4 protein-coding genes are annotated in these 21,790 nt (G+C 36.9%); all 4 read left to right on the top strand.

The genetic code is table 11. The annotated features are described in order from the left end of the window. Window positions 1-38 precede the first annotated feature (38 nt). The 4 genes from AsAng_RS08600 to AsAng_RS08585 all read left to right on the top strand — a co-directional run bounded on the left by AsAng_RS08600 (window position 39) and on the right by AsAng_RS08585 (window position 21,607). The gene (locus AsAng_RS08600; RefSeq protein WP_264792361.1) at window positions 39-2,243 is read left to right on the top strand and encodes a T9SS type A sorting domain-containing protein; all 2,205 of its coding nucleotides are present in this window, start codon (window positions 39-41) and stop codon (window positions 2,241-2,243) included. 299 nt (window positions 2,244-2,542) lie between these two features. Further along, on the top strand, window positions 2,543-11,158 hold the full coding sequence (locus tag AsAng_RS08595; protein ID WP_264792360.1) for a T9SS type A sorting domain-containing protein: 8,616 nt from the start codon (window positions 2,543-2,545) through the stop codon (window positions 11,156-11,158). A gap of 581 nt (window positions 11,159-11,739) precedes the next feature. Further along, window positions 11,740-14,019: a hypothetical protein gene (locus tag AsAng_RS08590; RefSeq protein WP_264792359.1), complete on the top strand. Its 2,280-nt coding sequence runs from the start codon at window positions 11,740-11,742 to the stop codon at window positions 14,017-14,019. 166 nt (window positions 14,020-14,185) lie between these two features. Beyond that, the gene (locus tag AsAng_RS08585; RefSeq protein ID WP_264792358.1) at window positions 14,186-21,607 is read left to right on the top strand and encodes a T9SS type A sorting domain-containing protein; all 7,422 of its coding nucleotides are present in this window, start codon (window positions 14,186-14,188) and stop codon (window positions 21,605-21,607) included. Window positions 21,608-21,790 lie beyond the last annotated feature (183 nt).

Genomic DNA, 21,790 nt, shown 5'->3' with positions numbered 1-21,790 from the left:
ATCATAAGAGGACATACTACCTCTATAAAACAGACAAAATGAAACAATACTTATCCATATTTATTGCCCTAATATTATGTTTAAGCCAAGTCAATGCTCAAATTGTTGTAATTCCTGATGCTAACTTTAAAAGTTACTTGGTTGGCAACGCTAGTATTAATACCAATGGAGATAGTGAAATTCAGCTATCGGAAGCGGAGGCACATACAGGAACAATAAATGTTAGCGGTCAAAATATTGCTGATCTAACAGGAATTGAAGCTTTTACCAACATCACCCAACTATATTGTAGTGGTAATCAGTTAAACCATCTTGATGTTTCTTCCAATGTAAATCTTACTTACTTGCAATGTAATACAAGCCAATTAACTGGTTTAGATATTTCTGCTAATATACACCTTCATACGCTTCAATGTGCAAACAATCAAATAACAAGTTTAAACATAAGCAACAATCATGATATAGCTATTCTCTGGTGTCAAACTAATCCTTTAACAGTTCTTAATGCTCAAAACGGAAATAATAATAACTTTACATCTTTTAATTCCACCAGTACCCCCAATTTAACCTGCATTCAAGTAGACGATGTGAATTATTCAAACGCCAATTGGACCAATATAGACGCAACTGCTAGTTTTAGCACCAACTGTAATTTTGATTATGTTGTTTATATTCCCGATTCTATCTTCAAAGCAGAATTGGTAGGAAATGCAACGATTAATACCAACGGAGATACAGAAATTCAAGTGACAGAAGCACAAGCCTATGCGGGCAGCATTAGCGTTGCTAATAAAAACATTGCTAGCCTTGCTGGTATTCAGTATTTCACTAATATTACAGAACTATATTGTGGTAGCAACCAACTATCTTATCTAGATCTTTCTAAAAATATCAACCTAAGTCGATTAGATTGCGACAATAACCTACTTTATCAATTAAAACTAGAAACAAACACTCAACTTACCCAACTAAACTGCAACAACAACCAAATTCATACCTTAGATTGTTCGAATAACACACAGCTCACACAAGTAAATTGTAGTAATAACCAAATTAGCAGCTTAGATTTTCACACTGCTTCTGGTCTTACGCAACTAGACTGTAGCGACAACCAATTGACTGCTGTATACCTTTTTGGAAACACCAACCTAACTCAATTACTTTGTCAAAATAACCAATTGAATTTTTTAGACTTGGCGCTTAATACAAGTCTTACCGACCTAAATTGCAGCAACAACCAATTGGCTGATTTAAATGTACAGAATGGCAACAATAATAACTTTACAGCCTTTGATGCTACCAATAATGCCAATCTAAGTTGCATACAGGTTGACAATAGCAGCTATTCAACTACCAACTGGACAAATATCGATGCGACTTCAAGCTTTAATACCAATTGTAATTTTCCTCATATTGTTTATATCCCAGATCCTAATTTTAAAGGTTATTTGCTGGCTAATACCACTACAATCAACACCAATAGCGATACAGAAATACAGGTAACAGAAGCGCAAGCATTAATTGGCACTTTAGATGTTTCAGGACAACAAATCAAAGATTTAACAGGAATTGAGGCTTTTACGGGGCTTACTTATTTAAGTTGCCGTAGCAATGAATTATCTAGTTTAGATGTTTCAAGTAACATTAATCTTAATCATTTAGATTGTGGTTTTAATCAAATAAAAACATTGGATGTTACGGCACTTACTGGACTTACTGTATTTGCTTGTGATCACAATGAGTTAGAAACTTCAAGCATTGTTCCCAATATTAACCTCACTCAATTCTTTTGCCAAAACAATAAGTTAAAAGAATTAAATATGCAAAATGGCAATAATACGAACCTTGCTTACTTTGGTGCGGCAAATAATGATAGTCTAACCTGTATACAAGTAGATGATGTTTCTTACGCTACAACTAATTGGGCTAATACTAGTGCAGTAGATGCAGGTGTGAGCTTTAGCACCAACTGTTATTTAAATAATCCTACAATTGTTGCAGATTTAATAACCTTAACTGCTTACCCTAATCCTACCCACAAAAGCCTAAATCTCAACTTGGACAAAGAATACCAAAGCATAACGATTCAACTCAGTAATAATATGGGGCAAACCGTTATGATAAACCAATACACTCAACAACAAGCAATGAATCTAAATCTAGAACAATTAGCAAAAGGCTTGTACTTTGTAACCGTGCAAACAGAAGAAGGTACGGCAACTCTTAAAGTGATTAAAGAATAATTACTCTTTAAGCATAAGCAGCTTTCCTTTATTGCGCAGTGTTTTATTTTTTAGTTACCACCAAAAATAAAACACTGCGCAAATCTTGTTATCCTGCAATATTTTTTTATTTTTGATAACAATTGATTTAATTATAGTTGGGCGACTATAATTACTATGTTAATTTCACATCTGAAAAGAAACCTTACCCCTCATCTCCTAATTACTACAGTGCAATTTAATATATACTTTACGATCATGTAATGTGTATTTTTTATTTTGCAAAACGTATGCAAATTCACCACCAAAAATTTAAGAATATGCTCTTAAACTTCAACTATTCTACAATAGTTATTCTCTTACTTTGCGCAACAGTCACTAGTACCACTGTTCTAGCACAATCTCCTGGAGGCGTTGACCCTTCTTCTAGTTTAAATCTTTGGCTGAAGGGTGGAGACTTACCAGTAAGTTCCAATACCACAGGAAACTGGAATGATGCTCACAGTTCTAACAACGACGCTATTTACACCCCAAATACACCTGGGGTTTGGTATGAGGTAGCACAAGATATTAACTTTAACAATTCGGTTCATTTTAATGACGAAACGTTTACTATTGCTGCCCCTAGTACATTAAATATTAATGTAAGTCAAGTAAATACATTTGTGGTTTATAGAATGGGAGCGAACAACGCTCCATTGTGGGGCAATGGTCTAACGAATACCCTTAGTCCTAACAACTTAGGAAAGCAAGCAAGTAGCTCATCCGTTTCTAGAGGAGCAAATAATACTAGTCCGTACACAGGATCCAATACGATTAACACTGTTTATATTAACCATTTCAGCATGGATGCGCCAACAACAAATGGTTCTCATGTCTATATAAATGGAAATACACCAGCCCTAACTTATACAGATAATACAACTGTTAGTGCACAAACAGACGGAGTAGATTCTACACATCAGGGCATGTTTATAGGGAAATCTCAAATTAATGGACCTTCTGCGTCAAATCTTAGAATAGCAGAAGTTATCGTCTATACAGGTTCAATTAATGCAGCGCAAAGAGAAAGAGTCAATTCTTATTTAGCCATTAAATACGGCATTACATTACCTCATAATTATACGATTAATAGCGGAAGTCTAGAAGTGTGGAATAGAACAACAAATGCAGGATATAACACTAATATAACAGGTATTGCTAGAGATGACAATTCAGATTTAGAGCAAGCGCAATCAAAAAGCCAAAACTCAGGATCTATTCTTACCTTATCCTCAGCCTCAGCTATCCCAAATCATCAGGCATTAATAGTTGGTGATAATGGTGGAGGAACGAACGGTTCTACTGCTTACCAAGTTTCTGATAACTTCTTTGCCAAAGGAAGATTCATGAACAAAGTGTGGAAATGCCAAAAGACAGCTGGATTTACCCCTAATGTTGCCATAAATATTGATAATAGCATTTCATTACCCTCAGGATTCACAACAGGAAATATTTTTCTGTTGGTTTCTAGCAATCCCAATTTTAACGCTACCAATGCTAATACAAGAGCTTATCCACTCAGTAACTCTGGAGGAACTTATACTGCTACAAATGTAGCCTTGAATGATGGTGATTATTTCACCATTGCTCGCTCTGATGGAGCCTTATGGGTAAAAGCAGATGGGAATAACACCATTTCAGGATCTAATAGAGTACAAGCACTCGAAGATCATGTATTGGGTATTAATAATATGACAGGCTCAATTCGATCAGGAAACCAACCTGATCATACAATTGGAACTGCTGTTACTGCGATGAATTTTAATCCTTATATTACCTTTAACAGTGGATCAAATCAAAATTACGTTGACAAAAGTAATTTTGTGGGCTTTGATGAGAGTGGCGTTTCTGCATTTCTAGTCTTGCGTAGAGATAACAATAATACAGGAACTGAAGCTATGTTTTCTTATGCTACTCCTGCGGATGATAATGAATGGATAATGGATGACCCATCCGATATTGAGGTTTATGTTGAAGTAGGTTTATTGGGTTCAGGGCATAGTAATAATTACGACATAGAAGATAACTTACCCCATATTGTTGCTAATGTTCGAGGCAATGGAGGCAAAGATCATCTGCGTTTAGATGGAACAGATGACAATGAAAACTACAAAAACACAACAGTAATTAATGCTGGGGGAACTTTTATTTTTGGGCAAGAACAAGATGCAGTCGGAGGATCCTTTGATTCGTCTCAAGAATACGAAGGAGATTTTGCAGAAGCTATTATTTTTAACAAAAGAGTTAGTAATAATGAACGTAATGCTATTGAGTCTTATTTGGCTATAAAATATGGTGTTACACTAAATCATGACTATACACTTTCGAATAATAATATTTCTTGGGACAGAAGTGCCAACTCAGCCTATAACGAAAATATAGCTGGGATAGGGAGAGATGATTTATTTGAATTAGATCAACGTAAATCAAAAAGTCAATCGGGGTCTAACGTAGACGTCATCATTGAGCATAGTGCAGCCCTTACAAACCAATCACACCTAATCTGGGGTTGCAAAGATTGTGATAAATACAATACAGTAAATTCGAATGGTGCTCCCGCTTTATCTCAAATATCGCAAAAGAGATGGAAGGTACAAAATTACAACAACCAAGTAGGACCAGTTACCATGACGTTAAATATTCCTACTGCTCTTGCGTCTCAAAATGCAGCCAGCCTTAAATTATTAGTAAGTAATGGCTCTAATTTTTCAACTAGCTCGATCACCAACTATACAGGAACAATATCTGGAACAGAAGTTACCTTTACGAACGTAACGCTACCTGATGGCTATTATTTTACCTTAGGTGCATCTGAAAATGTAGGATACACCAATAACGATGCTGGCGCACCAGGAACATTTGAAGCTTGCATTGGTTCTAATGTCACTTTTCAATACGCCAATCTATCGGCTCATCCTGATAGAGTTCAATTAATGGATACCGCCAATTTACCTATTACGGTATTAGCTATTCCCCCTGTTCCCACTACAGGACCTTATAATGGTAGTATTACCATCATTATTCCCAGCAATGCAGGAACGGGAAATGTAAAGTTATTGAATGGCTCTACGACACTATATAATTTTAATACTAATCTCATCATCCACAACCCACAACTAGATTTTATCCCCCAAACTTCTCCTGTTTGTGCAACAGATACTGTATTATTAGTTGGATTTCCTTCAGGAGGAAATTTTTCTTCCCCCATTACGAATGTTATTCAAGCTAATAGTGTTATTGGATCTGAAGTGGGTTGGTCCCCCAATAACGATACCATTAGAAATGTTCCCGTTACTTATACCTATTTTCCTAGCTATTTGGATGGAACATTCTGCTTAAATTCTGTTGAGCACACCAAAGATATCGTTGTTCGAGACAATCGCTTAGAAAGTTTGGAATATAACTATATTATAAAAAACCCACCTGTTAACGATGACACCTTAAGTCTTCATTCAGGTATCATTGGTAGTGTTACCCCCGATTTATTAGATTCATCTTTTCCTCACCCTGTGAGCTTCTCAGGAACCTATGTTTATTATGATACTTCATCAAGTCTTTATAAATTTCATACCGACCAAGCAGATGCCAATAACCCTGTTACGTTAAGTTATGATAATGGCGGTTGTATTGGGGAGTATACCGCTAACTTAGATGTTTTCCCTCCACTTCGCATCATAGGACTCTCAGATACTATTTGTACAGAGGCAGATTCCAGTCACTTTACTAGAGATACTCTTCCTGATTATGCCCATAGCTTGGACACTACAAGTTATAATTATAGTTATGTAGATCGTACTACTCTTACTCCTGTTTCCGTTACAGTAGATCAATATTACGAGTATAATAAAATAGCCCGCGTTCGTACTTTAAACCCAGCTTACCAAAGTTCAGTTGATACCGCAATTCTTCCTGTCACACACAACTCCGAACGTTATAGTTTTACACCTAATAACTCTATGGCTGGCTCAAATGTAATTATACAGATGGACTATGAGTCAACGTTAAGAACTGTTGTGACTGAAAATTTCATCCAAATATCCGATATTACCCGCACAATTTCCACCGTATTGGCATTCGATACCATCTATATGGCAGAACGTCCGACACCACAAATTGGGAATTTTGACAGCATTTATTGCGAAAATGCCTTATTGGATACCTTAAAACCAAGTCCATTTTTTGACCATGCTGCGGTGACCTACTTTGAACTTAGAGGAGATGATGGGCTTGGATATAATCTTTTAGATACTTTGCTTGGAGATACACTTTTTAATTCTAGTTATCACTACAATAAATTAGTGCCTAGTAAAAATAGACATTTAGATGTTCAACTAATTTATACGGTAGATCGTTATGGCTGTTTAGATTCTGATACTACTTATACTAAAATAATAGCTCCTGCTCAACCTATTTTTTACCCACAACCTGCTTATTGTACCAGTGACTTTCCAACTCCCTTAACAGCTTCTTTTACAGCAGGGAGTTTCCCACCAGCAGGAGGAAATGGTGTCTTCTTTTCAACACCAGGTTTGGACACCACTACTAATTTATTTTCGCCAGGAATTGCCCTAGATGGTTATCATATGGCGACCTATCAATTTACAGATAATTTTGGCTGTATTAGTACTTATACTGATACCTTATATGTCCGAGAACCACCCCAAATACGCTTAAATGCAGGAGGAGTAGGTGTTAGTTCATTCTGTGCGAATGAAACGAATGTACCTTTGTCCACAACACTTTTATCAGGAGGAGTAGCAGATACCATCCGTTATTTTGGAGCTGGCGTAAGCAATACTACCTTAGATCCAAGTGCTATTTTTCTTAACCCAAGTGGAGGACCAAGTTCAGGAGGAGCTTCCCAAATTTGGAATCTTTATATTGATAGTTTTGGTTGTGCTGGACGAGATACATTAGACATCACAATTTTAGATGTTCCAAATTTAAGAATCGATAGTTTGTTTAATAGCTCTCTTACTTATTGTGGTAATGATCCATCTTTCATGATTGCTGGTTTTGTTCTAGATAGTTTGGGGCACTTGGTTCAAAGCAATGGGACGATCACAGGAGGGGCTGTTACTACCATTGATACTACCTATTATTACGACCCTAATAGTCTCAGTGTTGATAGTATCTATATGGATACAGTGACCTATTCCCATACCGATCAATTTGGTTGTTCGAATGCAGTTAATATAATTATTACAATAGATTCTATCCCAGAACTCACATTCACAGGTATAGATCCCAGTTATTGTATAAACTACCCAATCGATCAATTCTATGGAACACCAGATACTAACGTATTGTATAATCGTATTGTTTTTGGAGGACCTGGAGTTAATCCTAATACTGGATTCTTTACTCCTTTAGCAGCAGGAACGGGACAAAAAGTTGTCAGTTATACCTTTGAGGATCAAAATTCTTGTGAGAATACGATCTATGATACGACCATTGTTTATGCTTTGCCAACTCCTTCTTTTGGAGACTATGAAAACCAATATTGTACGGCAGCACCTAACGATACCTTAATTAGTCAAAATATACAAAACGCAGGCTCTTCTTATTTCTTTTGGGGTAGCATCATCGCCGATTCTTCAGGAATTTTAGATCCTAGCCTAGATAGTTCAGGAGTTAAAACCGTTTATTATCAGTACACAGATTCTTTAAATTGTTCTAATATTGACAGCGTTAATATATTTATACATCCCACTCCTGAAATTGTCATTAGTGGTTTAGATTCTGCCTACTGTTTCGAAGCCCCAGAAGATAATATCTCTGTGTTTCCTTCTGGCGCATCAAGTCTAACTCAATCTGACCCAGGGTTTTCTATTAGTGGTAATACTATTACTTTTGATCCAGATCAAGACACCGCAGGAGTTAAAGGTTTCACATACATTTACACAGACATTAGCACAGGTTGTGCAGATACAATTACTGTCAGAACTTTAGTGTATAAACCGCCAACGCCTAGATATATAGGTTTGGATAATTTTTATTGCGAAACTAGAGATACGTTACCTATTACTGGGATTCCAGCAGGCGGAACTTGGGACGGGCAAGGGATCATTAATAATAATAATTTTGGACCAGCTAAAGCTGGTGGTGGAATACATATTATTACCTATACCGTAAATGATACGCTAATCTATAATTCTACCCAAGACACCCTCATTTGTCAAGCTGATACCAGTACTAACGTACGAGTTCGCCCATTACCAATTCCAGTGATTCATAGCCCTGGAAACAACCAGCGGTTCTGTAGTACTGATACTGCCCAATTATTAGTAAATGGTACGTTTAGCGACAAAACTTGGAATTTGTTCCAAGACACTTCTGGAGGCGTTGTATCGGTTATCACAACGGTTCACGATACAGTTAGCTACACACCTTTGACGGTAATTCATTACCCTGATACAACTTATTATTTTGACCCAGGGCTTGTCGTTGAAGGAACTCATTTTGTCACTTATATTGCGACAGATAGTGCTACTGGATGCCAAGACAGTGTTCAACACACCTATATTGTAGATGATTACACCAATCCTTTTTTCGCACTAGACTCTGTTTACTGCGAATCTGCGGATTCCGTCATTTTGTTTGGAGTACCTGGTGGGGGAACATTTTTCCGAAACAGCAGTCCAATTTTAGGTTCTCCTCCATATTTCCATCCTAATCCTAATTATGGCGTAACCTACCTACCTAGCCCTATTGTAGATACAGTAATTTATGTCGTACAAGATGGAGCTTGTTATGGATCTGATACTCAATTAGTGCGAGTAAATCCTGTTCCTCAATTATCTTTTGTAGGAGGAGTTGCGCATAACATTTATTGTTTGGGAACAGATAGTATTCCATTAACTCCTAACATCACTGGGGGGACATTTACAGGAAATGGGGTATTGTTTGGAGATTCAACCTTTAGACCTAGCATTGCAGGAGTTGGACACCATCCTATTTATTACAATTACACCGACCAAGGAACGGGTTGCGGTAATCAAGTTATTGATACCTTCTCTGTGTTTGGAACACCTCAAGCTAGTTTTCAAGCGATTGGAGGGTGCCAATTAGATAGTATACTCTTCTGGCCTGACAACACAATACTTGGTCTCAATAATATATTTAACAATCAAATTATTGACTCTATTACAGCTATTACATGGGAATTTGAACCATCAGTAACCTTAGCTGGTAGTAGCAATAGCCAAAATCGAGTGGATAGTGTTTACCATATTTTCAGCACACCAGGAGTCTACGAAACAAAACTTTATGTTGAAAATCGCATTCATTGCGTAGATACGCATACCGTTAGTTTAGTTATTTCTCCAAAAGTTTCTACATTCCCTTATGATGAAACATTTGAAAATTCGGATGGGAATTGGTATGCAGAAAGCAGAGATAGCTCGCATCCTCTATTATGGGAATGGGGGATTGATAGCACTGCTAGTGGTATTAATGATGTAAACAGTAAATTTTGGTCTACTTATACGAATGCCTCGTACTCCGAAAATGAAGATGCTTGGGTTTATAGTCCTTGTTTTGATATTGACAGTTTAGATCGTCCAATGATTAAATTAGATTATTGGTCTGATTCAAGAACTTCTGCTGACGGAACGGTTTTAGAATATCAAAAACCAGATGGTACTTGGGAGCCTCTAGGACAACTAGGAAGAGGAATTAACTGGTTTAACTCTTCTATTATAACTGGTCAACCAGGAGATCAAAGTTTGGCCCCAATTGGATGGTCTGGAAAAACAAATGGATGGGTAGATAGTAGGTACAAATTGGATGAGTTTACAGACAATGGCATCTTGCGTTTAAGATTTGCTTTCGGCTCACCTTCTGTAAATCTAGGCAGCTTTTACGATGGTTTTGCTTTTGATAACGTTTGGATAGGGAGCAGATCAAGAAATGTATTATTAGAAACAACAGCAAACATCAATGAATCAAATATGGGAATCATTAACGACCATGTGTATCAATTGGTCTTCCATACTTCTATCAACAAGGATTTAGTTTTGTTGCAATATCATTCTAAAGAACCATCTACGAATGATGAGTTTCATCTTGACAATACAGCAGTAGCAAATGCAAGAACGCATTACTATGGTATATTCGAAGCAGGGCGAGCTTATATAGATGGTAGAACGAATAATGTTCCTCGTTCTAGGTACTTAAGCGCTATTGATTTTGAGCAAGATATGCTTGAATCACCTAAATTTAAAATAGACATAGATACCTTCCATCATAACAATTTTGGCAATTTTACGATAGAAGCCACGGTAGAAGCTTTGGTAGATCTTAATACCGTTCAAGAATACCAGATCCACACCGTTATTACGGAAGATTCGTTAGTGTATGCTTCTGGCAACAATGACATGGTACATGCGGTTGTTCGAAAAGATGATAGAACAGGTGCCAATGTATACAATAAAACATGGTCAGTAGGAGAAACTATACAAGCTACTCTTTCTTGGAACCATACTGGCACCAATGTTAGTTATAATCCTGGTCGTTTCCAAGCAGTAGTCTTTATTCAAAACACAGGAACCAAAGAAGTGTATCAAGTAAATACTTCTAGAGATGTTAGTGGTTATTGGGTGGGTGTAGACCAAATACAGGCAGAACCTGAGTTGAATGAAATCAACAGCATGAATTTGTATCCCAATCCTGCTCAGCAGTACTTTAAGGTATCTTTTAAAGAGGCTTTAAAGAAGGATTACAACTGGAAGTTGGTTGACTTACGAGGAGTAGAGGTAAAATCAGGAACGGTGCAAGCTGGGGAACAAACCCTAGAAGTAAGCGACTATGATTTTCCTACAGGAGTTTATGTTTTTGTTGTTTACAATGATCATGTATTTTCTCAGCGAAAAGTTATTATCGACCAAAATTAGATTATAAAACTTAATTACTTGAAACAAGAGAGGCTGCCTGAAAAGGGCAGTCTCTTTTTTTTAGCGTTAGTTCAACCAATATAAAATTAAAACAATATAAAAAAAACTAACACAATATAACCAAAGGTTAATGTTTTGTAACTTTTAACAACTTAATAATCAATATCATTTTACATTATAACAAAATGACATATATTTACATTGATTATAAAAAAGAAACCCCTCTTCTACAAAACAAACAAAATGGAATCATACCTATCCATATTTATTGTCCTATATATTGCATCTAAACGACACACAAAGCAAACCTCCAATTATTATAATTTTCGGTGTAACAAAGCCGAATCTATAAATACAGTTGCAGATCGATTTCATTGGGGTTGGAGTTATAAGTTACCTTGTATGTTCACCATATCGTTTTTTTCCCGTACGTAATGCAAGATTTTTTATTGAAGAAGGTCAATTTATTCCTCAATATTTTTTTACTCAAACACAATAAACGAATGACTATAGTATGCCATTGGGCTATAGCAGTCCTATTCATTTTATTCCCACTGAATCCCCCAAATACTAAAAAAAGCATGAAAGAAGGCAAACAATTAATGCATCAAGCAACAGTTAATAAGAAGCAGATTCAAAAAATATTAGCGCATTGTCAAGACAAGCAAATTGATTTAAGAACGTTACTTTCTCCAATGGAATTTAAGCAGTTTAGGGAAGACGTAGCGTATCTAAAAGCATATTTCCCTCTACTCAAGGTAGAATTTTTGATGAATAGTAACACGGAAGAAGAAGAAAAAAATCCAGAGGCATTGGGCAAAGGAGCTTTTATACGGGCAGCTCTAAAACTCTTAAAAGAATTGAGCCAAGCAGGAGATCCTTTTCATATTTTGGAAGGGGCAGTGAATAATAATGCCTATACAATTGATACGGAAAAGTTAATCATCAACTTGAGTTCTATAAAGCCCCAAACGCCATTGGGGAATAAATTCATGGAGTTGTTACAAAAGAATGCTACTAAATGCATCACTATTGATAAAGTAAAGAAAGTGTTGATTGCCATTCTCAAGAAATTGAATGATCGAGCTTATTTGGCAAAGCATTATGACGCTCATAAAGTTACTTATCTTACCAAAGAAGAAATGACAGATGAATTGGAAGGATCTGAAATTTTTGAATTAGATTTAAAAGTAGATTTTACCGCTTTCGAAAAAAGTATAGCTACCTGCATAGCAACAGCGATTAATGATCCTGCATATGAACCTAATATAGAAAAAATAAAGGGAGCAGCGAGAGAAAGAAAAGAAGAAGAGGAAGCCTTAGCAAACAAGTTGAACAACTTTCAGCAAAGTTACGAAGCTTGGGTAAAAGAGCAAAAAAAGATCTGCACAACCATCATAAGTGCCGATACCAAAACAGACTCTAGTATTCTAATGCCTAAGACCAAATTTATGGCGATGCTTTTAAAGGAGAGTAAGGTTTGGGAGCAAGCGCAACCAGAATTAACCCAAGAGCTATTGAGGCATATTGTTAATAAACTCTCCAAAGAAGAAATGAGCATCAAAGAGTTTGTTAATGCCATGTCAGCAGCTATCACAGAAATACAGACACCGCTGCCAATCATAGCCTCCAATTGGTTTAAACGTCCAAAATTACCAGAATATTATTCCCTAAAAACAGCAATTATAGCCAACAACAGCGGCTATGGCGAGTACGATCTTATGGAAGAGTATTTAGTTTGGTTTAGGGAAGTTGGAGCTGCTGTAGATAGTTTAAAATTAGGTTCTAATCAACAATTTATAGTAGCGAAGATCTTCGAAAAGACAAAAAAACTGTTTGAGGGAAAACAGGAGTTAGACTTTTTCTATACGCCATTTGAAACTAAACTAAAAGGAACATTAGATAAAAATAGTGGTAGCTATTGTAGCTTAAAACAGTTGAGTTATGCTTGGACAGAATCTTTGTATGATGTGATTATAAACAGTGGGCAACTGAGGGATAGTTTGCATCATTTGACGGATCAAGAGCAAGGGGCAAAAATAGAAGCCTTGAGCGATACTTTGTTGGGGGTAGCAAGTGTGGAACGGATACAACGGGTATTCTTAGCCTGCAAGCGGCCTATGGTAAAAACAGAAGCCTTGGCAAAGGGAGAATTGTTGAGTAGTTTGGGATGGTTCAATGATGGTACTGAGTTTAGTTTGGGTTTGTCAACGACAGTCGAACGAGTTGAGGGCATTCCATTTATAAATCCTGTTGAAGCTAGTATTGCAATTGGTCAAAATGGGAAATTAGGTTATGTCTTTGAGCTTTCAGATTTTTCGATGCAATCACCTATAATCAATGGCAAAGAAGGGGTAACGGTTTATTTTGAGTATAAAATAGGCTACACAAAAGATAGAGGGAGTCTAACCGTAGGTAATGAGCAAGGGACAGAAAAAGGGAAAGAAGAGGACAGCTATCAAGAGGAGACTATTGTGAATATGAACAATTGGAATACCTCAACAGAAGGAGATGTTGATATAAAATCGGGAGGCTTACTCAAACTATTGGTAGATGCAGGAGGTCAAGTATCAGGATCAATAGGAGGTGGACAAGAATGGGGAACAGAAAAAACAAGTGGTTCGACTGTGGTGCTTTCAAGCACCAAGAGTTTAACCAGTTCTGAGTCTAGGACAAAAGAAGATGGTATAGAAACTGGCTTTTTTTGGATAGAAGGCAATGTTTATAGTTTTGACTTAGACAACAGTGGGGGGACCCTGAATGTTCAAATAACCCAAATTGCAAGCCCTAAAACACGTGGACTATTGACAATTAGTGTCCCCCAACGACCAAGCACTAAAACCTTGAGATGGGCAAAGTAAAGAACAAGAACTAATTAATTATTGTAAATAATACATATATTTACAATTTACTATTATATGAATAAAAATATCTTTTACAAAAAAAAGAAAATGGAGCTGCACACATAAGAAGTTTGTTGCTGCATTTTGTTCCCAAAACACACTATTTTAATAAAACACCCAAATTATGTTCCCTCTAAAACAAACCAACTTATTTTTAGTATTCGTCATTCTACTGTTAAGTGCAGTACAAGTACAAGCTCAACAAGCTCCAGGAGGCGTTTTTTCTCCCAGTCCAGGCCTTTGGTTAAAATGCGATAATTTAACACCTACCAATGGTAATTCCATAACCTCAAATTGGGTAGATGCTTACAGCAGCGGAAATGATGCAATCTATCGCCTCAACGCTAGTACATCAAGCGCACTCTATCAGGTTAACAACAACAACATTAATTTTAACAAGTCCATTCATTTTAATGGCAATGACTGGTTTGATAGCCCTCTGAGTATTAACACAAACACCGTTAACATCTTTGTAGTATATAAAAAAACATCCGCTATATCTAACACTTCTTTAGTGCCACTTTGGGGAAATGAAGGAGGAACATCAAACGATAAATGCAAGCAAGCCACCACAACCTCAATTACGAAAGGTGGAAATAATAATAACCCAAAAACCTATACTAGTGCTAACAGCTTGAATGAAGTCTATATCAACCACATTAGTAGTGATGAAACCAGTAATAACAATTCTTTTGTTTATATAAATGGAAAAGAAGAACGAAACTATTCTACCAACAACACCCAACATAATTCAGCACATTCAGGTATTTTTATTGGAAAAAGTAATAACGATAATTTCCCTACTTCTCCTACAGGACTGGGGTTAGAAGTAGCAGAATTTATTGCTTATACAGGGGTATTAAACTCAGCAAAACGAAAACGGATCACTTCTTATTTAGGCATTAAATATGGTGTTACGTTAAATCATGATTATACACTTTCTGATAACAATATTGCTTGGGACAAAGCGAATAATTCAGCCTACCACAAAAATGTAGCAGGAATTGGTCGGGATGATTTATCAGAACTAAATCAACAGAAGTCCAAGAGTGAAGAAGTCAGTCACTCACACCTTACGATTGAGCATACTAATTCTTTTACACAGGACAAATCTATGTTGATTTGGGGCTGTAAAGATTGCGCTACTGCAAAGTACAATGATATTAACACCACAAATGCTCCTCAAGGCTACCAACTTTCTAAAAAAAGATGGAAGGCTCAAAATTATCAAAATAAGATCGGTTCCGTTGATGTTACCTTACCTACTCCCACTCTCAACTCAACTCAAAACATCGCCAACCTTAGGTTAATTGTCGGTAACAACGCTCAGTTCTCAGGAACATTAGCTTCTTATCAAGGTACGATTAATAACAATAAAATTACGTTTAACAATGTCACACTACCTGATAATTCGTATTTTACCGTAGGATTGGAAGAACCTGTTTATTATCTGAATAATGATCCTTTAGCTCCCCAAACCTACGAAGCTTGTTTAGGTTCGGAGGTTACTTTCTATTATGAAAACCTCCTTGCCCATCCTGATAGAGTCAGAATGAATAATGCTAGTGGCACAGGAACCATCATAGTTATGCCTACTTCTAATGTTCATATCAGTCCCTATACAGGGAGCATTGACATAACCATCCCTCCCAATGCAGGAACGGGCTCTGTAGAATTGTTAAGTGGTAATAACCTCATACATACTTACGCTGGTAATCTATTAGTGCACAATCCTGAGCTACACATTTTACCTCAAAATAATCCTATCTGCGCAACAGATACTGTACCATTGGTTGGAATTCCAGCAGGAGGTGCTTTTTCGACGAATATCGTTGGTTTGACTATAAGTGGAGATAGTTTAATTGCTCCTACGGCAGGTTGGTCTAATACTAACACTATTAGTAAACCTGTATCGATTTACTATACTTATCGCCCAGAATACTTGGATGGAACAGCTTGTCTAAGTACCATTACAGACTCTTTATCAATAGAGATTAAAGACAACAGACTTAGTGATATAGAATTTAGATACATTATCAAAAAGCCTTATCTACCAGCCGCCAAAGATACTTTAGCACTCCATTCTGATGTTATCAGCAGTATTACCCCCAATTTATTAACTTCTTCCTTTACTTTTCCTGTTCATTTTTCGGGGACTTATGTATATTATGATAGTAGTTCCAATTATTATAAACTCCACACCAATCAAGCAGCAACAAACAACCTAGTGACCATGACTTATAATAATGGAGGTTGTATCGGAACTGCTACAGGTGAACTTAATGTCTATCCACCTCTACGCATGATTGGTCTTTTGGATACAATTTGCTCAGAAGCTAATCCAATTCTCTTTACTAGAGATACATTACGGGATTATAGGCAATACGACACAACTACCCATCAAATCTATCTACAGAATAGCAATTATTTTACCAAAACAAATAATTATACCTATAACAAAATTATAGGCGTAACAACAGACAATCCTGCTTACCAAGTAGCTATAGACACCATTCAAACAACCCCAAATGGCGAACTATACCGTTTTGACCCTACTCAATTACCTCCTGGAGTAGATTCAATAGCCATTCAGATGCGTTATTCTACCTTTGTAAACGTAACGTCTAACGATCCTGCTTTTCTTTCAACAAGCTATGTCACGCACCAATTTGTCGCCTTTGATACTGTTTATATAAGCCCTCGACCTAGCCCAAGTATATCGGGTCTGGAAAATGCTTATTGTGAAAATGCTATTTTAGATACGCTCAAGCCTAGTCCATTTTTTGAGCATTCAGCTAGGACGTTTTTTAGAGTAAAAGGAACCGCAGGAATCCACAATAATTTAACAGGGCAATTAGTGCGTGATACCTTACTCGACCCACGTACTCTTTACAACAGCCTTGTCCCTAGTAAAAACAACCACTTAGAACTAGAATTAACCTATGTAGTAGCTCGTCATGGTTGTCGGGATTCTATTACAGATACTACCCAAATTATTGCTCCCATTCGTCCTTATTTTACGCCTAAACCTGCTTATTGCACCAATGAACAACCTAGTGGGATACAAGTACATTCTCATTTATCTGGTAATTTACCGCCAACGGGAGGAGGAGGAACCTTTTTTCAGATTCCAGGTTTAGATACCTTTCCTGTGGCTTTATTTTCTCCTAGTGTTGCAGGACCAGGAAATCATCTCGCTACCTATCAATATACGGACGATTATGGCTGTACAGGTTCCTATACTGACACCTTATTTGTTCGAGAGCCCCCTAATATCGAACTGATGGTTGGCAGCCCAAACCGAACAAATTTTTGTGCCAATGAAACACATGTTATTTTACAAACGAGGCTTTTGTCAGGAGCAGTCGCTGACTCTATCTCATATACAGGAGGAGTAGGAGTAGCAATAATAGATAGCATTTGGAATCCTAGCGGAAAGGGACCAGCAGGAGGTACGGTAAAAATTGAAGTTGAATTTACAGACACATTCGGTTGCGCTGTAAAGGATCATTCATTTGTAAATGTTCATCCAATCCCATCTATTACGATAGATAGTCTTTTTAATAACAATCATTCTATAGTTAATGGTCAAACTATTTACGATCATAAGTACTGCGGCAATGATTCATCTTTTATTATAGCAGGCACCCCCAGCCATTTAACAGGTCAAAAAAGTGTCAATAGAATTACAGGAAGGGGCATTGTTTTGCGAGATAGTACTTATTATTATGATCCCAGTTTAATTAGTGCCAATCTAATTGCAAGCCAATCTTATGTCGATACCATCAGTTATTTTTATACTGATCATTTAGGCTGCAAAAACACAATTCATACCAAAGTAAATATTGATACCATTCCAGAAGTCTCCCTTATAGGGCTAGATTCTAGTTATTGTATTAATTATGCAACCAACCAATTACTTGGTTCGCCAAATACAAGTGTAGGAAATAGAGGAGTTCTTTTTGGAGGTCCAGGAATTCATACCAACACAGGAATTTTTACTCCTTCTTTGGCTGGTACAGGACAAAAAATACTTAGTTATTCTTTTACGGATAATAATTTTTGTAAAAATATAGCTTATGATACGACTATTGTCCATAGTTTACCAACGCCCTCTTTTGGAGGCTACCAAAACCAATATTGCACAGCAGCAGCTAATGATGCCTTATCCAGCCTAAATCCTCCAAGTTTGGGTTCCTCTTTTTCTTTTTGGGGATCAATTATTAGTCAGCCCATAGGAGTTTTAGATCCCAGTTTGGATAGCACAGGTCTCAAAACAATTTTTTATGCTTTTACCGATTCATTGGGCTGCACAGATACCGCTAGTGCAAATATCTTTATCCATCCCAGCCCTAAAATAATTATTAGTGGGCTAGATTCTGCTTATTGTTTTAATGGTTCAGTAGATGATATAACTGTGTTTCCAGCTGGCGTGTTAGATCCTAGTAGTGATCCCAATTTTTCTGTTACAACAACAGGAATTAGCTTTAACCCTAATAGAAACACATCAGGTACCAAGAGCTTCACTTATATTCACACCGACCCCATAACAACCTGTGCAGATACCATTAACCGTAGTACATTTGTTCACAGTCCCCCCCCGTTACTTTATGGAAATCTAGATAGTTCTTATTGTGAAACGAATAATCCTGTTATTATTAATATAGGTACAGTAGGTGGTTCTTTTGGAGGTCCTGGAATCATAAATGATAGCCTTTTTATTCCATCTAGAGCAGGAGGAGGAATACATTCCATTACTTATTCCGCAAAAGACAGCCTTCCTTATGGAACGAACAACATTTTGGTTTGTCCTATGGATACTAATATCAATGTAAGAGTAAAACCATTACCTATTCCTACAATCCTTAGTCCTAGTGATAATAGCCGTTTTTGTAGTACAGGAAATCGAGAACCACTTAAAGCAGATTCATTGGGAATGTATACACTTTTCACGAGCTTATCTGGAGGCGTTGATACAGCTCTTTATGATACCCTTATACCTGTAGCGGGAGGTCTTCTGAGACCAGATACAATTATTACATTCTTTTTCAACCCTAGCACCGCAGGAGCAGGTTCTCACAGAGTAACCTACATTGCAACAGATAGTATCTCAGGATGCCAAGATAGCACAACATACACCTACCATGTGGATCCTAGTGATACCCTAATCTTTGTACTAGATTCTATCTTTTGCCAATCTGATGATTCCGTAGCCTTGGTGGCCTCTCCTGGAGGAGGTGTATTTTTAAGAAACCAAGATACGCTCCATGGAATACCTCCTTATTTTAATCCCAATGCATCCAACTTATCTATGCCCAATTCGGTCGTAGATACAATTATTTATTCTGTAAACTATGGAGCCTGTTTTACTACAGATACACAATTAGTGCACATTCACCCAACCCCACAAGTTTCTTTTTTAGGGGATACAACTCGTCCACACAATGTCTATTGTCTAAATATGGATAGTATACCCCTTATTTACAGCCCTTCAGGTGGCACATTTACAGGACCAGGGGTTCTTTCAGGAGATTCTATTTTCCGACCCAATATCGCAGGAATTGGACATCATATCATTGCTTATGAGTATGGGGATACGGCTACAAACTGCTCCAATATCGCTACCAATACTTTTCACGTATTTGCCAAGCCTAATGTTGATTTTGATATTATCGGAGGTTGCGTTGAAGACAGTATTCTATTCCTACCCAATAACCAAATACTAAATCTTAATAATACGCTCTCTAATAATCAAATTATTGATTCGATTACCAAAGTAATCTGGAAATTTGGAGATGGGAATAGCAGTACCATAAACCACAGCAGCAATAGTAATAACAACAGTATTGATAGTATTTATCATGTGTTTGGTAATGCTGGAATTGGGATCAATTTTGTTCAGCTTTATGTAGAGAATCAACACTATTGCATAGACAGTCATAGTGTTCGTCTAGTAATTTCGCCTAAAGTTAACTCTTTTCCCTATGTTCAAGACTTTGAGACCAATCACGGGCATTGGTATGCAGAAAGCAAGAGCAATGCTCATGCTTTGTTGTGGGAATGGGGGATCGATAGTACATCAGGGGGAATTAGCCCAAATAGCAATAACAAATGTTGGATAACAGCACCCAATCAAAGTTATTCAACAGGCGAAAATGCTTGGGTTTATGGTCCTTGTATTGACATTAAACATTTAGAACGCCCCATGATTAAGTTTAATCACTGGTCTAATACGAGAAACTTTGATGGCGTTGTTTTGGAATACCAAAAAAGAGGAGATACAACATGGCAACGTCTAGGGAATTTAGGTCAGGGCATTAACTGGTTTAATAATTCCTATTTGGCTAGTGCGCCTGGTAATCAAACTGTTTTCCCCGTTGGGTGGTCGGGAAATACCAATAAGTGGGTTGATAGTAGATACCGATTGGATCGTTTCCAACAAGATAGCATCATTCGTTTGAGATTTGCTTTTAGCTCTCTTTCTAATAGCTTAGGCTCTACATTTTATGATGGTTTTGCTTTTGATAGTGTTTGGATTGGTAGTAGAACGAGAAATGTATTGTTGGAAACGACTGCTAATATAGAACACCCTGGGATGGATTCAATTAGCAGCGACATCTATAATTTGGTATTCCATACTTCTACCAATAAAGATTTAGTTTTATTAGAATACCACACTAAAGAGCCATCCATTGATGATCCATTTTACCAATTTAATTCTGCCGTTGCTGATGCTAGAGCATATTATTATGGAATTTCAACCCCTGCTAGGGCCTATATTGATGGTCAAAAAGCTGGTGCTTCAGGTGATTTGGTAACTGCTGACTTTGAAAGGGACATGCTTCAAACACCAAAGTTTGACATAGTAATTGATAGTTTTTATTACAACAATCTCGGCAATTTTATTATTCAAGCTACAACTAAAGCATTAGAAGATATTAGTTCCCTAACCGAATATCAAATTTTCACCGTTATTACGGAAGATTCACTACAATATATTAATCCTCTCCGTCAAATAAAAACGGCTCATGCTGTAGTGCGGGAAGACAATAGAGAGAAAGTAAATAGCAGGCGTTATAGGACTTGGGCTAAGGGAGATACTGCCCAAACTAGGTTCTCATGGTCTCGTCCAGGTCTTACTTATGCACCACTAACATTCCAAGCAGTTGTCTTTATACAAAACAATGCTACCAAAGAAATCTACCAAGTTAAGACCTCTAGGGATGTAAGTGGTTATTCAAGGGGACCAGATGTAGCAATTGACAAAATACAAGCAAAATCTGAATTGGACGAAATCAGAAGCATGAATTTATATCCCAATCCTGCCAAAGATGCGTTTAGGGTATCGTTTAAAGAAGCGTTGAAACAGGATTACAACTGGAAGCTCGTTGATTTAAGGGGAGTAGAGGTAAAATCAGGTGTTGTGCAACAAGGTAAAAATAGCCTAGAAGTTAACAACTTCAATTTTCCTACAGGAGTTTATATTTTTGTTGTCTACAATGATCGTGTATTCTCCCAACGAAAAGTTATCATTAATCAAAACTAAAAACCATCTTGTTTAGCATCTAATGTACTAGTCGATTATCATTTTAATCGGTTAGTACATTTTTTAATTAAAGCGCTTGCTTTTCAGGCTCCCCATGAAGTAATCAAATGAGAATAAGTTTTTAAAAGAGCATAGTTGTATAGCAAAATTTACTATTTTGGGGATCGAAACAAATTTATGCAT

Origin of the sequence: Aureispira anguillae, from assembly GCF_026000115.1 — a bacterium.
GTDB lineage: Bacteria > Bacteroidota > Bacteroidia > Chitinophagales > Saprospiraceae > Aureispira > Aureispira anguillae.
The sequence above is the reverse complement of the archived record's forward strand: the minus strand, read 5'-3'. Positions and strand labels throughout refer to the sequence as shown.

Coding starts and splice junctions, on each gene's coding strand:
- AsAng_RS08600 (WP_264792361.1), top strand. CDS start 39: ATGAAACAATACTTATCCATATTTATTGCCCTAATATTATGTTTAAGC.
- AsAng_RS08595 (WP_264792360.1), top strand. CDS start 2,543: ATGCTCTTAAACTTCAACTATTCTACAATAGTTATTCTCTTACTTTGC.
- AsAng_RS08590 (WP_264792359.1), top strand. CDS start 11,740: ATGAAAGAAGGCAAACAATTAATGCATCAAGCAACAGTTAATAAGAAG.
- AsAng_RS08585 (WP_264792358.1), top strand. CDS start 14,186: ATGTTCCCTCTAAAACAAACCAACTTATTTTTAGTATTCGTCATTCTA.